Source organism: Cupriavidus pauculus, assembly GCF_022179805.1.
GTDB classification, from domain to species: Bacteria; Pseudomonadota; Gammaproteobacteria; order Burkholderiales; family Burkholderiaceae; genus Cupriavidus; species Cupriavidus pauculus_E.
Genome location: NZ_BPUO01000011.1, coordinates 36003 through 50500, shown reverse-complemented (window position 1 = coordinate 50500; position 14498 = coordinate 36003). Strand labels below are relative to the sequence as shown.

Genomic DNA, 14498 nt, shown 5'->3' with positions numbered 1-14498 from the left:
AGTGTTACGCGCCGATGTGACGCGAAGTGGTGGCGCCGAAAATGAAAAAGGGTGGACATGCTTTGGCAAGCAGGCCACCCTCTTCGATTGTTGCCCGCACGCCCAGTTCATCCCCTGCGGGAATCCCCGGACACGCGTGCTGCGATACGACTTAGCGGACGCCGGCGACGTAATCCGCCACCGCCTTGATCTCGTTATCCGACATCCTGGCGGTAATCGTGCTCATGACCGAATTGTTCTTTCGGGTGCCCTGGCGGAATGCCACCAGTTGCGCTTCGGTGTACTCGGAATACTGGCCTCCAATACGCGGATACTGGGCCGGGATGCCGGCGCCGGTAGGCCCGTGGCAACCGGCGCACGCCGGCACGCCTTTGGCGGCAATGCCCCCGCGGTAGATCTTCTGACCTTCCTCGATCGTATTCTTGTTCTTGGCCGTGGCGGGCTTGAGCTGCTGCTTGGCCAGGTACGCGCCAATGTCCTTCATGTCCTGGTCGCTCAGCGCCTGGGCATACAGGGACATGATGGGGTTTTCGCGTGCCTTGGCCTTGAAGTCCGCCAGCTGCTTGTGCGTATATTCGCCCTGCTGGCCCGCCAGTTTGGGATTGACGGCGGCCGTGCTGTTGCCGGCGGTACCATGGCAGGAGAAGCATGCTGGAACATTGCGATCGGGGACACCTTGCGTGTATAGCGTCTCGCCCCGGGCGGGATCAGCCTTGGCGGGGGCCTGCTCTGCGGCAGATGCCAACCCTGTCATTGCGCCCAGCGGAACAGCCAGTGCCATGACACCCAAAAGTTTCGCAATGCGGTTCATCCTTACACCTTGTCAGATTTGTTATGAACACCGTATGCATGCCGGTCGCCTTTCTTGCCCTGCCCAGCGGTGAGGAACGCCTTGTCGCAGAACGGGTAACGGGTATGCGCGTCGACTGATTCTTGATCGGGGACAATAACCCGGATCCGATTTCAGACTTCGCTGATGACATCCGGCAAGGATGCCACACGTCACCCGCACAGGAGACCGTAAACCGGGTTATTGTACAATAAATCGCTTTCCGGATTGACTTAGGTCATTCTCTGTGGCGACGTCTGCACTGGCACGCTCGCCAGTGCCCCTTCGTCCGCCCGCCCTACCGCATTTGCGCATGTCTCTTCTACATCAGGCCCGTTTCTTCGATACCGTCAACCATCTGCGAGACCTGCCCACCACGGCAGTGCCGGAGGTGGCATTCGCCGGTCGCTCCAATGCCGGCAAGTCAACGGCCATCAACACGTTGTGCAACCAGAAGCGGCTGGCGTTTTCGTCCCGCACCCCGGGACGCACGCAGCATATCAACTACTTCACGGTGGCGCCGGTCAAGGCCACCGATCCGCTCGCGTTCCTGGTGGACCTGCCCGGCTATGGCTACGCCGAGGTCTCGGGCAGCGCCAAGTACCACTGGCAGGGCCTGCTGTCCGACTATGTGCAGAGCCGGGCCCAACTGGCCGGGCTGATCCTGATGATGGACGCCCGCCGGCCATTTACCGACCTCGATTGCCAGATGGTTGAGTGGTTCCTGCCCACGGGCAAGCCGATCCACGTGTTGCTGACCAAGGCCGACAAGCTGACCAACAGCGACAACGCCAAGGCACTGCGCGAAACAAAGCAGATGCTGGCCGACTACGCCGAGCAGCTGGACAATCCGCCGCCGATGACCGCCCAGCTGTTCTCCAGCCTGAAGCGCCGCGGCATCGAGGAAGCCCAGCGCGTGGTGGCCGGATGGCTTGCGCTGCCGGAAGCCCAGCCGCCCGCAGCCCCCGAGGCCCCTCAAGGCCCCGCTTCGACCCAAGGCTGACCGCGCATCGCCCCCTGTTCCGACCGGACAAAAAAAAGCCCCGTTGCAAGCAACGGGGACAAACTTTCCCACCGGTTCAGGGCGGGTACCCGCTCAGGGAGGAGTAGCGGGGGACACCGCGCTGCGCGAAGCAACACAAGGTGTCCGCGAGTATGATAGCGGGCACGCACAAAAGTTCTTTCTTCTTTTGGCGCATCGCTTTCGTCATTGCCCGGCAGGCCGTTTCAATGCACCGCCAGTGACCTGCGCCGCGCATCCGTTCACGACTTTCTCCCCCGATTTCGCCATGTCCACGTTTCCCGAGTACCGTCCCCGCCGCATGCGTCGCGATGACTTCTCGCGCCGCATGATGCGCGAGAACCGCCTGTCGCCCGATAACCTGATCTATCCGGTGTTCATCCTGGAAGGCCAGAACCAGCGCGAAGCCGTGGCGTCGATGCCTGGCGTGGAACGTGTGTCGGTGGACCTGCTGATGGCGGTGGCCGAAGACTGCGTGAAGCTGGGCATCCCGGTCATCGCGCTGTTCCCGGTCATCGACCCGTCGCTGAAGACGCCCGATGGCGTCGAGGCCACGCGTGCCGAAGGCCTGGTGCCGCGCGCCGTGCGGGCGCTGAAGGACCGCTTTCCGGAACTGGGCGTACTCACCGACGTGGCGCTCGATCCCTACACGAGCCACGGCCAGGACGGCGTGCTGGACGACAACGGCTACGTGATCAACGACATCACCGTCGAGATGCTGGTCAAGCAGGCGCTGGTGCAGGCCGAGGCCGGCGTGGATATCGTCGCCCCCTCCGACATGATGGATGGCCGCATTGGCGCCGTCCGTGCCGCGCTGGAAGACGCCGGCCACATCCATACGCGCATCATGGCGTACTCGGCCAAGTACGCATCGGCCTTCTACGGCCCGTTCCGCGACGCGGTCGGCTCGGCAGCCAATCTGGGCAAGAGCAATAAGATGACCTACCAGATGGACCCGGCCAACACCGACGAAGCCCTGCGCGAGGTGGCCCAGGACATCATCGAAGGCGCCGACATGGTGATGGTGAAGCCCGGCATGCCGTACCTGGACATCGTGCGCCGCGTGAAGGACGAGTTCCACTACCCGACCTATGTCTATCAGGTAAGCGGCGAATACGCGATGCTGAAGGCCGCTGCGCAAAACGGCTGGCTGGACCACGACAAGGTCATGATGGAGTCGCTGCTGGCGTTCCGCCGCGCGGGTGCCGACGGCATCCTCACCTATTTCGCGCGCGACGCCGCGCGGCTGCTTAGGGCTTCCGCCTGACCGGCTGACACCGCCGCATGCAGCTGCTCGGTTTCTCGGCCAGCCAGGTCCATCCGCTCGCGACACTCGACGCGGCGCAGGACTTCCTTTCCGGCAACGCCGCGGCGCGCTTTGTCTGGGCCGACTTCGCCACCGACGAGGTCGCGCCCGCACCCGGCGCGTGGCGTGACGGTCTGATGGCGTTGACCGGCTCGCCGATTCTCGACCTGCATCTGGCCGATGCCACCAATCCAGCGCATCCGTCGTTCTTCGACACGACCAATGCGTACGACATGGTCATCTTCCGCAAGCTGACCTTCGAGACCAGCCGGCAGTTCGCCGAGGCCGACGCCGCACCCGCCGAAGCGGGCGCACCCGGCACCGCCCCGGCTTCGTCTGCACCGGCAGCGGGAACGCCACCGATGCCGGGCCCACGCAAGGCAGCGCGCAAGTATCCCGCTGGCTTCCTGCCGGCGCTGGCACGGATCGACACCCAACCGGTTACGTTCTTCGTATTCGACAATGTGCTGGTCACGGTTCGTCCGTCACCGTCGCGCACCGTCGATCAGGTGCGGCAGCGACTGCTGGACACCTGCGGCGCACCTCCGCCGTCCACGGGGCGCACCAACGGCAGCGCGTCGCTGCTGCATGGCGTGCGGCCGCCCACTCGCCCGGAAGACCTGATGCTGCGGTTGCTGAACGCCATGGTCGACCGCTACCTCGACCTGCGGACGCCGCTGACCCGCCAGCTCGATCGCTGGCAGCGGGCACTGCTGAGTGCACGGCAGAGTTTTTCGAGTTGGGAAGGGCTGCTCGATGCGCGCATCCAGCTACGCCGGCTGGAAAACCTGAGCGAGGAGCAACGCGACGCGCTGCAGGAATTCCGCGACAGCCTGCTGGACAACCGCTACAGCACTGGCGACGCGGATGCCAGCGCCGCCAATCGCGACGAAGTCCTGCTCGTGCGGCTGACGGATCTGATGGAACACATCCTGCGCGTGCTGGCACACGCGCGGCGCCTGGAAGATTCGATCGAATCGGCGGTGCAGATCCACTTCTCGGCGGTCGCGCACCGTACGAATCGCACGATGCGAGCACTGACTATCATCACGGCATTGTTCATGCCGCTGACGTTGATCACGGGCGTGTTCGGCATGAACTTCGCGCGCATGCCGTGGCTGCAGGATCCAAACGGGTTCTGGTGGTCGATCGGGCTCATGGGCGGCGTGGTGGCCACCATCGCAGGTATCTGGGTGCTTGGACGCTGGCTGGACAAATAGGCTGCGTCGCCGCCGGCTTCGTCAGGTCTGAGGAGCCTTGCCGAACGCGCGCTCCAGGCTATCCAGGAAACGGTTTGCCGACTGGTAGCCAATCACTCGCACCGGGCGCTCACGGCCATCGGGCCCGAACAGGATGATTCCCGGCGGACCGAACAATCCGAAACGCTTCAGCAATGCCTTGTCGTCAGCATTGTTTGCGGTGACATCCGCCTGCAGCAGCACCACGTTGGCCAGTCGTGCCCGCACCTTGGCATCGGGGAACGTCAGCTTTTCCATTTCCTTGCAGCTGACACACCAGTCCGCGTAGAAATCGAGCAGCACCGGCCGGCCAGCTGCGGCGGCCTGCGCGATACGTGCGTCGAGTTCGGCCACGCTTCGTACGCGTTCGAACCGGACGCCTTCCTTTGCCGCCGAGACGCCCGAGAGAGCTGTCGGGCCGCTCAGGTGCGACAACGGCTGCAGTGGATCGCGACCACCCGATGCCACGCCGACGATCTGGATCGCACCGGCCAGCGCCGCCAGCAGGCCAAGGCCCTTGCCCAGACGCAGCAACCCGCGCGGATCGGGGCCCAGCGCATCGAACGCGCCCAGGTACACCGATGCAACGATCAGCAATGCCGCCCACGCCAGCATGACCACCCAGGCGGGCAGCACCGGCGTCACCATCCAGATCGCCACACCCAGCAGCAGGAAGCCGAAGAAGCGCTTGGTCGCCTCCATCCACTTGCCGGCGCGCGGCAGCAAGTTGCCCGCACCCACGCCCACCAGAACCAGCGGCACGCCCATGCCTAGCGCCATCGCCAGCAGCGCTGCGCCACCGGTCAACGCGTCCCCAGTCTGGGCGATATAGGCCAGCGCACCGGCCAGCGGGGCCGTTACGCAAGGCCCCACGATCAGCGTCGATATCGCGCCCATGGCTGCCGCGCCGACGATCTGGCCACCCTGCCGGCGATTGGACGACTCGGTCAAACGGTTCTGCCAGCGTTGCGGCAACTGCAGTTCATAAACACCGAACATCGACAGCGACAACGCGATCATCAGCAGGGCAAACACGCCGAGCACCCAGGGCGTCTGGAGCGCCGCCGAAAGACCTTCGCCCGCCAGCCCAGCCGCCACACCCACAGCGGTGTAGACCACGGCCATGCCGAGCACGTAGGCCAGCGATACGATGAGCGCCCGCCCTCGCGTGACGTGCTCGCCGACCACGATCGACGACAGGATCGGCACCATCGGTAACACGCACGGCGTGAACGTCAGCAGCAGCCCCAGCCCAAAGAACAGACCGGCGATCAGCGCCAGATTGCGGCTGGCCAGCGCGCCCGCGATGCGGTCGTTTTCGTCGATCTGGGGACCGCGCAACGCGGGAGTCCTGGGCGATTCGCCCGCCGGCGCTTCGGCCGATGGCACATTCTGCTGCGGCGTAGCGGGGCTGGAGCGCGGCGCCGCATTGCGGTCGGCAAACAGGTTGCCCAGCATCGAGCCGCCCACCTTGTACACGCTCTCCATCGGCGGGTAGCACAGGCCCTTGTCAGCGCAGCCTTGCGAGGTCACGGTCAGCGTCCAGCGACCATCTTCCGGCGCCTGCTCGACCGGCACCTTGACGATCACCGCGCCGCGGTAGGTTTCCATGTCCTTGCCGAAGGTCTCATCGAAATGCACCTTGCCCTGCGGCATGGCGGGCGGTCCAAGTTTCACCCCGGCCGGTTGCGCAGCAAAGGCAAAGCGCTCGCGGTACAGGTAGTAACCGTCCGCGACGTCGAAGCGCACCTCGATGGTCTTTGGGTCGAGCTGTCGGGCCGCAAACTTGAACGCTTGCTCCGGCGGCAGGAAATCGTCATCGGTCGCCGCGTGAGCACCCGACCAGGAAACGAGGCAGACGAGAAGGGTCAGGGCGAATGCGACGATATGCCGCACATCGCACCAACGAAAAAAGCCGGTTGTGGCGTCATTGCGACGCCCACCATTCGCACCGATCCCCGTCATTCCCATAAGTCGTTCCGATACTTGTTCTAGTTCAAGACCTGTCCAAGCCCTGTTCAAGGTCTGTTGGCTGTCCCGGCCGCTTCTTCACGAACCCAGCCCAGATAGGCCGGCAATCCCGCCGCCAGAGGCCATGCCACGAGCTCCGGCACGTCGTACGGATGCTCTGCGCTGATGACGGCCTGGAGCGCCGCATACTGGCGCTGCGTGGTCTTCATCAGCAGAGGCCACTCCTGCGCCTGCTCCAGCTTCCCTTGCCACCAGTACTCCGACTGGCAGGGCGCGAGCCGGTTCACACATGCCACCACGCGCGCCTCGAGCACGGCGCGGGCCACGCGGGCGGCCGAAGCCTCGTCAGGCAGGTTGGTCATCGCGATCCAGACCGGATCGGCGGGGTCCGTCGGGGTCGCTCGTTGAGCAGGATCTGAAACAGTCATGGCTGGATTGAGGCACAAAACAAAAGAGCCAGGCATAAGCCTGGCTCGATTGTAGTGCTGTGACCGATAACCCGTCAGTGACGACGGGCCGGCTCTCACTTATTCCGCAGCTTCTTCTGCCGGGGCTTCGGTGATTTCCGGACGATCCACGAGTTCGACCAGCGCCATCGGCGCGTTGTCGCCCTGACGGAAACCGAACTTCAGGATACGGGTGTAGCCGCCCGGACGGGTGGCGTAGCGCGGGCCCAGTTCGGTGAACAGCTTGGTGACCATGTCGCGGTCGCGCAGACGGGCGAAAGCCAGACGACGGTTGGCAACGGTGTCCTTCTTGGCCAGCGTGATGAGCGGCTCGACAACCTTGCGCAGTTCCTTGGCCTTGGGCACGGTGGTCTTGATCAGCTCGTGCTGGAACAGCGAGTTGGACATGTTGCGCAGCATCGCGAGACGGTGCGACGAGGTGCGGTTCAGTTTCCGCAAACCATGACGGTGACGCATGATGATTCCTTTCGATTACAGTGTTTGACCAGCTCTTCTATCGCTTGTCGCCTGCTCGATGCGGGCTTGGGCGCGGGCCGGTAGTGCTACGGTGCCACAGGCGAATTGCCTGGGGCGCTACGACGGGTGGGATCGTCTTGCGACGGCCCCACCCAGCCAATTACTTCTCCAGACCTGCGGGCGGCCAGTTCTCGAGCTTCATGCCGAGCGTCAGACCACGCGAAGCCAGGACTTCCTTGATCTCGTTGAGCGACTTGCGACCCAGGTTCGGGGTCTTGAGCAGTTCGTTCTCGGTACGCTGGATCAGGTCGCCGATGTAGTAGATGTTTTCGGCCTTCAGGCAGTTGGCCGAACGCACCGTCAGTTCGAGGTCGTCCACCGGGCGCAGCAGGATCGGATCGATCTGCGGAGCGCGGCTCGAAGCAGCCTCGGCAGCCGACTCCGTGCCTTCCAGCGCGGCGAACACCGACAGCTGGTCAACCAGGATGCGGGCCGACTGGCGAATCGCTTCCTCGGGCGAGATCACGCCGTCGGTTTCGATGTTCATCACCAGCTTGTCCAGGTCGGTACGCTGTTCCACACGAGCCGATTCCACGGCGTACGAAACGCGGCGCACCGGCGAGAACGAGGCGTCCAGCACGATACGGCCGATAACCTTGCCCGCTTCGTCGCCAAACTTGCGCACGTTACCCGGAACATAACCACGGCCTTGCTCGACCTTGATCTGCATGTCCAGCTTGCCACCTGCGGACAGGTGTGCAATGACGTGACCCGGATTGATGATCTCGACGTCGTGCGGCAGCTCGATATCGGCAGCCGTGACCACGCCTTCGCCATCCTTGCGCAGCGACACCGTGACTTCGTCGCGGTTGTGCAGCTTGAACACCACGCCCTTCAGGTTGAGGAGCAGGTTGACGACGTCTTCTTGCACGCCATCGATGGTGGAATACTCGTGGACGACCCCAGCGATCGTGACTTCCGTCGGCGCGTAGCCGACCATCGACGACAGCAGGACGCGACGCAGCGCGTTGCCAAGCGTATGGCCATAACCGCGCTCAAATGGCTCCATCACGACTTTGGCGTGGTGGTCGCCCAGCGGTTCGACGGCGATGATTTTTGGCTTGAGGAGTGCTGTTTGCATTAGGTTGTCCTTTTCAATACCCTCGGCTCGTTACACCGATAAGGCTGACGTTTGGAACCTGAAAACCCATCGTACGATGGGCAATAAGCCCGGCGCGCCACGTGGCGCGCCGGGCTGAAAGCGAAGCCTTCGAATCAGGCAAGCGCTGAACCGTTCGACTGTCGGTTCGCGATTAACGCGAATACAGTTCGACGATCAGGCTTTCGTTGATGTCGCCAGAGATATCGGCGCGATCCGGAGCCTGCTTGAACGTGCCTTCGAATTTCTTCGAATCGACGCTCACCCAGGTCGGGAAGCCCGACTGCTCGGCCAGCGACAGGGCCTCGGCGATACGGACCTGCTTCTTCGACTGCTCGCGGATCGACACGATGTCGCCAGCCTTCACTTGAGCCGAAGGAACGTTCAGGGCCTGACCGTTCACCAGAATTGCCTTGTGCGAAACCAGCTGACGCGCTTCAGCGCGGGTCGAGCCAAAGCCCATGCGGTAGACGACGTTGTCCAGGCGCGATTCCAGCAGTTGCAGCAGCTTTTCACCGGTGTTGCCCTTGCGGCGGTCGGCTTCAGCGAAGTAACGGCGGAATTGACGCTCCAGCACGCCGTAAATGCGCTTGACCTTCTGCTTTTCGCGCAGTTGGTTGCCGTAGTCGGACGTACGAGCGCCGGAGGTGCGGCCGTGCTGACCAGGCTTGCTGTCCAGCTTGCACTTGTCGGCCAGCGAGCGACGAGCGCTCTTCAGGAACAGATCGGTGCCTTCGCGGCGGGAAAGTTTGGCCTTCGGGCCGGTATAACGTGCCACTTTATCTTCCTTTGATCGATCACGACGCCGTCAAGACGCGCCGCGAGTCCGTCACCAACTGTGACGGACGGTGGGCTTATGGTTCTTCATCCGCCATGGCCTGGGCCACGCGGAGGCAACGCAAAAGCATGACTATCGTCCTCACCGAGATAACGATCTCAAAGCGCGGACGCAAAACGAAAGCCCGCCGCAAAAAATTGCAGCAGGCCAACGCGGGATACTACCACAGTCCGGAGACACAGGGTTTAACCCCTGCTAGGTCCCCGGAAAGCCGGGCGCTTAGATACGGCGGCGCTTCGGCGGACGGCAGCCGTTGTGCGGCACCGGCGTCACATCTTCGATGATGGCGATCTTGATGCCCAGCGCGTTCAGCGCACGGACAGCCGATTCGCGACCCGGGCCCGGGCCCTTGATGCGCACTTCCAGGTTCTTGATACCCTGGTCTTGCGCAACGCGGCCGGCGTTCTCGGCAGCGACCTGAGCTGCAAACGGGGTCGACTTACGCGAACCCTTGAAGCCCTGGCCACCGGCGGTTGCCCACGACAGGGCGTTACCCTGGCGATCGGTGATGGTGATGATGGTGTTGTTGAACGAAGCGTGGACGTGCGCAATGCCGTCGGCAACGTTCTTCTTGACCTTCTTACGCGCGCGTTGGGCGGCGTTATTCGGACCTTTTGCCATTCGTCTATTCCTCTGCCTTCGGCATTACTTCTTCAGTGCCACGCCGGCCTTGCGCGGACCCTTACGGGTACGTGCATTGGTGCGGGTACGCTGGCCGCGGAGCGGCAGACCCTTGCGGTGACGCATGCCACGATAGCAACCAAGGTCCATCAGACGCTTGATGTTCATCGTGGTTTCACGACGCAGGTCACCCTCAACCGTGACCTTGCCCACTTCGTCACGAAGCTTTTCCAGGTCAGCGTCGGTCAGGTCCTTGACCTTCTTGTCAAACGGTACACCGGTAGCCTCGCAAATCTTGCGGGCGCGCGAGCGGCCGACACCATAAATAGCCGTCAGGCCGATTTCGGTGTGCTTGTGGTTCGGGATGTTAACCCCTGCGATACGTGCCATTCGTCAATCCTCTTTCCGATTAGCCTTGGCGTTGCTTGTGGCGGGGATCCGACGAGCAGATCACGCGCACGACACCGTTGCGCTTGATGATTTTGCAGTTGCGGCAAATGCGCTTCACAGAAGCCAGCACTTTCATGATTTTCCTCTTCCTTCAATTCCAGTTCGCGTCACCTCGTCCTGAAGACGATACGTGCGCGTGACAGATCATATGGAGTCAGCTCAACCGTCACCTTGTCACCCGGAAGAATCCGGATGTGCATCTGGATGACGTCGTCTTTTGCCATACCTGGTGCCCGTCCCAACCCCGCATACTTCTTAACGCAGGGTCAGGTTACCCTTGAAATTCGCCTTCTTCAGCAGCGACTCGTACTGCTGCGACATGACATAGGACTGTACCTGTGACATGAAGTCCATCGTGACGACCACGATGATCAGCAGCGAGGTTCCGCCGAAATAGAACGGAACGTTCCAGCGCAGCACCAGGAATTCCGGCAACAGGCAAACCAGTGTGATGTAAATCGCACCAGCCAGCGTCAGGCGCACCAGGATCTTGTCGATATAGCGCGTCGTTTGCTCGCCCGGACGGATGCCCGGAATGAAGGCTCCACTTTTCTTCAGGTTGTCTGCCACTTCACGGCTGTTATAGACCAGAGCCGTATAGAAGAAGCAGAAAAATACAATTGCAGTCGCATACAGCAGGATGTACACCGGCTGACCCGGCGACAGCGTGGCGGCCAGATCCTTGATCACCCGGCCAACCGTGCCTGTCGAGTCAGACGTGAACCAGCCCGCAATCGTCGCCGGGAACAGAATGATCGACGATGCAAAGATCGGCGGAATCACCCCTGCCATGTTCAGCTTCAGCGGCAGGTGCGACGACTGACCGCCGTACACCTTGTTGCCGACCTGACGCTTGGCATAGTTCACCAGGATCTTGCGCTGGCCACGTTCGATAAACACCACGGCGTAGGTCACACCAGCCACGATCGCCACGATCAGGATCGCCGCGATGATGCTCATGGAACCCGTACGGACAAGTTCAAACAGTCCGCCGATCGCATTGGGCAAGCCCGCCGCGATACCACCGAAGATGATGATCGAGATGCCGTTGCCCAGACCACGCTCGGTGATCTGCTCACCCAGCCACATCAGGAACATCGTGCCCGTCACCAACGTGATCACCGCCGTAGCCCGGAACATCAGGCCAGGGTCGATGACCAGACCCGGCTGCGACTCCAGGGCCACCGCAATCGACAGCGCCTGGAACGTGGCCAGAACCACGGTGCCGTAGCGCGTGTACTGCGTGATCTTACGTTGCCCTGCCTGCCCTTCCTTCTTCAACGACTCCAGCTGCGGCAGCACGATCGTCAGCAATTGCATGATGATCGACGCCGAGATGTACGGCATGATGCCGAGCGCGAAGACGGTAAAGCGCGACAGCGCACCGCCTGAGAACAGGTTGAACATCCCGAGGATGCCACCCGACTGACTCTGGAAAAGCTTCGCAAGCTGGTCCGGATCGATCCCCGGCACCGGAATATGTGCACCGATGCGGTAGACGATCAAAGCCAGCACCAGGAACATCAGCCGGCGCTTGAGATCGCCGTACTTCGCCGTGTTCCTGGCCTGCGCGCTTGCATTGGGTTTCGCCGTGGCCAAACGATGCTCCGACTGTGACTTCGCCTATGCTGCGAATGCTACTGCGTAATTACGCTGCGATCTGGCCGCCAGCGGCTTCGATCGCAGCCTTGGCACCAGCGGTGGCACCCAGACCCTTGATCGTCACCTTGCGGGACAGTTCGCCAGCCTTGATGACCTTTGCGCTCTTGACCAGCTCGCCCACCAGGCCAGCTTGCTTCAGGACCAGCAGGTCCACTTCAGCAGCTTCCAGGCGTTCGATGTCACGCAGGGTCACTTCGGCATTGAAGGCCTTGGTCAGCGAGGTAAAACCACGCTTCGGCAGGCGACGATACAGCGGCATTTGACCGCCTTCGAAGCCAACCTTGTGGAAGCCGCCCGAACGCGACTTCTGACCCTTGTGACCGCGACCAGCCGTCTTGCCCAGGCCGGAGCCGATACCGCGGCCGACGCGACGCTTGGCGTGCTTCGAACCGGCGGCCGGTTTCAGGTTGTTCAGTTGCATGTTGCTCTCCAAGTCCCGATCAGGCCAGAACCTTCACCAGGTACGAGACCTTGTTGATCATGCCGCGCACGGCGGGCGTGTCCTGCAGCTCCGAAACGGAGTTCAGACGACGCAGGCCCAGGCCACGTACGGTGGCGCGATGATCCTCGCGCGTGCCGATCAGGCTGCGCACGAGTTGCACTTTTACGGTTTTCTGCGACATTTCGTTCACCTTAGCCGAGGATGTCTTCGACCGACTTGCCGCGCTTGGCAGCGATTTCTGCCGGCGTGCTCATCTTGGTCAGACCATCGAGGGTGGCGCGAACCATGTTGTACGGGTTCGTCGAACCGTGCGACTTGGTCACAACGTTCGTCACACCCATCACTTCGAAGATCGCGCGCATCGGACCGCCGGCGATCACGCCGGTACCTTCCTTGGCGGGCATCATCAGCACCTTGGCGGCGCCGTGACGACCAACGACTTCGTGTTGCAGCGTGCCGTTCTTCAGGGCGACCTTGACCATCTTGCGACGGGCTTCGTCCATTGCCTTCTGCACGGCCACCGGAACTTCCTTGGCCTTGCCCTTGCCCATGCCGATGCGGCCATCGCCGTCACCAACCACGGTCAGCGCAGCGAAACCGAGGATACGGCCACCCTTCACCACCTTGGTGACACGGTTGACCGAGATCATCTTCTCGCGGAGGCCGTCGTCGCGTTCGTCCTGTTGGACTTTTGCTTGCATCTTTGCCATGACGTATCTCTCTCTGAGCGCTTAGAACTTGAGGCCGGCTTCACGCGCGGCATCAGCCAGGGCCTTCACGCGGCCGTGGAAGCGGAAGCCACCGCGATCGAACGCGACGGTTTCCACGCCAGCTGCCTTTGCCTTTTCGGCAACGCGCTTGCCCACCAGGGTGGCGGCTGCAACGGTAGCACCGCTGCCAGTCAGTTCCTTGCGCACTTCTGCCTCGGCGGTCGAAGCCGAAGCCAGCACTTGCGTGCCGCACGGCGAGTACACCTGAGCGTAAATGTGCGTATTCGTACGGAACACGGTCAGACGATTGATCTTCAGTTCCGCGATTTTCGCGCGGGTCTGACGTGCACGGCGCAAACGAGCGTCTTTCTTGTTCATCATTGGACCCCTTACTTCTTCTTGGTTTCCTTCAGGATGACGCGCTCGTCGCTGTAACGAACACCCTTGCCCTTATAGGGCTCGGGCGGACGGTACGCGCGGACTTCCGCAGCAACCTGACCGACTTTCTGCTTGTCAGCACCCTTGATCACGATTTCCGTCTGCGTCGGCGTTTCGGCCTTGACGCCTTCCGGCATTTCGTGAATCACGTCGTGCGAGAAACCAAGCTGGAGCTTCAGCGCGGAGCCTTGCAGTTGAGCGCGGTAACCCACGCCAACCAGGTTCAGCTTGCGCTCGAAACCGGTGGTCACGCCCTTGACCATGTTTGCCGCCAGGGCGCGCATGGTGCCTTGCAGGGCGTTAGCTTCACGCGATTCGTCAGCCGGCTCGAACGTCAGGTTGCCTTCAGCAACGTTGACCTTCACCAGGCTGTGAATCGGCTGGGACAGCGTACCGAGCGGGCCCTTAACGGAGAGCACGCCAGCCGCCACATTTACTTCCGCGCCTTTCGGCAGCGCGATGGGAGCCTTACCTACACGGGACATGTTTGCTCCTTACGCGACGTAGCAGAGAACTTCGCCGCCCACGCCAGTGGCACGTGCCTTGCGGTCAGTCATCAGACCCTTGGGGGTCGAGATGATTGCCACACCCAGGCCGTTCATCACTTGGGGGATGTCGCTGCGGCCCTTGTACACGCGCAGACCGGGCTTCGAAACGCGCTCGATGCGCTCGATCACCGGACGGCCGGCGTAATACTTCAGACCAATGGTCAGTTGCGCCTTGCCGCCATCTTCCTGCACCGAGAAGTCTTCGACATAGCCTTCGTCCTTCAGGACTTTGGCGATCGCAACCTTCAGTTTGGACGAGGGCATGACCACCGACGCCTTCTGCACGCCTTGGGCGTTGCGAATGCGCGTCAGCATATCGGCGATAGGATCGCTCATGCTCAT

General features: G+C 62.3%; 20 protein-coding genes. 3 read left to right on the top strand and 17 right to left on the bottom strand.

Annotated elements, in window-relative coordinates:
* Positions 1 to 151: 151 nt before the first annotated feature.
* Positions 152 to 811, bottom strand: coding sequence for a c-type cytochrome (locus MFF62_RS21665; protein ID WP_238265169.1), 660 nt, complete (start codon positions 809 to 811; stop codon positions 152 to 154).
* Between the two features lie 331 nt (positions 812 to 1142).
* Between MFF62_RS21665 and yihA the strand changes: the two genes are divergently transcribed.
* The 3 genes from yihA (at position 1143) to MFF62_RS21650 (ending at position 4376) form a co-directional block, all read left to right on the top strand.
* Positions 1143 to 1832 (top strand): ribosome biogenesis GTP-binding protein YihA/YsxC, encoded by a 690-nt coding sequence (gene yihA / locus MFF62_RS21660; protein WP_238265168.1) that lies wholly within the window; start codon positions 1143 to 1145, stop codon positions 1830 to 1832.
* Between the two features lie 286 nt (positions 1833 to 2118).
* Positions 2119 to 3117 carry a porphobilinogen synthase gene (hemB, locus tag MFF62_RS21655; protein ID WP_238265167.1) on the top strand — a complete coding sequence of 333 codons (999 nt, stop codon included), beginning with the start codon at positions 2119 to 2121 and terminating at the stop codon, positions 3115 to 3117.
* A 17-nt stretch (positions 3118 to 3134) separates the two neighbouring features.
* Positions 3135 to 4376: a magnesium transporter CorA family protein gene (locus MFF62_RS21650; protein WP_238265166.1), complete on the top strand. Its 1242-nt coding sequence runs from the start codon at positions 3135 to 3137 to the stop codon at positions 4374 to 4376.
* Positions 4377 to 4397: 21 nt separating this feature from the next.
* Here the strand turns inward: MFF62_RS21650 and dsbD are convergent, their stop codons facing one another.
* From dsbD to rpsH, 16 genes are all read right to left on the bottom strand, one after another.
* The gene (dsbD, locus tag MFF62_RS21645) at positions 4398 to 6365 is read right to left on the bottom strand and encodes a protein-disulfide reductase DsbD (RefSeq protein ID WP_404990810.1); all 1968 of its coding nucleotides are present in this window, start codon (positions 6363 to 6365) and stop codon (positions 4398 to 4400) included.
* 47 nt (positions 6366 to 6412) lie between these two features.
* Positions 6413 to 6727: a divalent-cation tolerance protein CutA gene (cutA, locus tag MFF62_RS21640; protein WP_404990809.1), complete on the bottom strand. Its 315-nt coding sequence runs from the start codon at positions 6725 to 6727 to the stop codon at positions 6413 to 6415.
* A 165-nt stretch (positions 6728 to 6892) separates the two neighbouring features.
* The gene (gene rplQ / locus MFF62_RS21635; protein WP_010812373.1) at positions 6893 to 7288 is read right to left on the bottom strand and encodes a 50S ribosomal protein L17; all 396 of its coding nucleotides are present in this window, start codon (positions 7286 to 7288) and stop codon (positions 6893 to 6895) included.
* A gap of 160 nt (positions 7289 to 7448) precedes the next feature.
* On the bottom strand, positions 7449 to 8429 hold the full coding sequence (locus MFF62_RS21630; RefSeq protein ID WP_061956534.1) for a DNA-directed RNA polymerase subunit alpha: 981 nt from the start codon (positions 8427 to 8429) through the stop codon (positions 7449 to 7451).
* 172 nt (positions 8430 to 8601) lie between these two features.
* Positions 8602 to 9225 carry a 30S ribosomal protein S4 gene (gene rpsD, locus MFF62_RS21625; protein WP_238265163.1) on the bottom strand — a complete coding sequence of 208 codons (624 nt, stop codon included), beginning with the start codon at positions 9223 to 9225 and terminating at the stop codon, positions 8602 to 8604.
* A 279-nt stretch (positions 9226 to 9504) separates the two neighbouring features.
* Positions 9505 to 9906 carry a 30S ribosomal protein S11 gene (gene rpsK / locus MFF62_RS21620; RefSeq protein ID WP_130393144.1) on the bottom strand — a complete coding sequence of 134 codons (402 nt, stop codon included), beginning with the start codon at positions 9904 to 9906 and terminating at the stop codon, positions 9505 to 9507.
* A gap of 24 nt (positions 9907 to 9930) precedes the next feature.
* Positions 9931 to 10296, bottom strand: coding sequence for a 30S ribosomal protein S13 (rpsM, locus tag MFF62_RS21615; RefSeq protein WP_011299299.1), 366 nt, complete (start codon positions 10294 to 10296; stop codon positions 9931 to 9933).
* Between the two features lie 19 nt (positions 10297 to 10315).
* Positions 10316 to 10432 (bottom strand): 50S ribosomal protein L36, encoded by a 117-nt coding sequence (gene rpmJ, locus MFF62_RS21610; RefSeq protein WP_008642959.1) that lies wholly within the window; start codon positions 10430 to 10432, stop codon positions 10316 to 10318.
* Between the two features lie 31 nt (positions 10433 to 10463).
* Positions 10464 to 10580, bottom strand: coding sequence for a S1 domain-containing protein (locus tag MFF62_RS21605; protein WP_473700886.1), 117 nt, complete (start codon positions 10578 to 10580; stop codon positions 10464 to 10466).
* 31 nt (positions 10581 to 10611) lie between these two features.
* A complete protein-coding gene (secY, locus tag MFF62_RS21600; protein WP_238265162.1) occupies positions 10612 to 11955 on the bottom strand; it encodes a preprotein translocase subunit SecY in 1344 nt (447 codons plus the stop codon).
* Between the two features lie 49 nt (positions 11956 to 12004).
* Positions 12005 to 12439 (bottom strand): 50S ribosomal protein L15, encoded by a 435-nt coding sequence (gene rplO, locus MFF62_RS21595; protein ID WP_238265161.1) that lies wholly within the window; start codon positions 12437 to 12439, stop codon positions 12005 to 12007.
* A 19-nt stretch (positions 12440 to 12458) separates the two neighbouring features.
* Positions 12459 to 12641 carry a 50S ribosomal protein L30 gene (gene rpmD, locus MFF62_RS21590; RefSeq protein ID WP_008642953.1) on the bottom strand — a complete coding sequence of 61 codons (183 nt, stop codon included), beginning with the start codon at positions 12639 to 12641 and terminating at the stop codon, positions 12459 to 12461.
* A 10-nt stretch (positions 12642 to 12651) separates the two neighbouring features.
* The gene (gene rpsE / locus MFF62_RS21585) at positions 12652 to 13170 is read right to left on the bottom strand and encodes a 30S ribosomal protein S5 (RefSeq protein ID WP_008642951.1); all 519 of its coding nucleotides are present in this window, start codon (positions 13168 to 13170) and stop codon (positions 12652 to 12654) included.
* 21 nt (positions 13171 to 13191) lie between these two features.
* Positions 13192 to 13548 carry a 50S ribosomal protein L18 gene (rplR, locus tag MFF62_RS21580; RefSeq protein WP_066731243.1) on the bottom strand — a complete coding sequence of 119 codons (357 nt, stop codon included), beginning with the start codon at positions 13546 to 13548 and terminating at the stop codon, positions 13192 to 13194.
* Positions 13549 to 13559: 11 nt separating this feature from the next.
* On the bottom strand, positions 13560 to 14093 hold the full coding sequence (rplF, locus tag MFF62_RS21575; protein WP_238265159.1) for a 50S ribosomal protein L6: 534 nt from the start codon (positions 14091 to 14093) through the stop codon (positions 13560 to 13562).
* 9 nt (positions 14094 to 14102) lie between these two features.
* Positions 14103 to 14498 carry a 30S ribosomal protein S8 gene (rpsH, locus tag MFF62_RS21570; protein ID WP_238265158.1) on the bottom strand — a complete coding sequence of 132 codons (396 nt, stop codon included), beginning with the start codon at positions 14496 to 14498 and terminating at the stop codon, positions 14103 to 14105.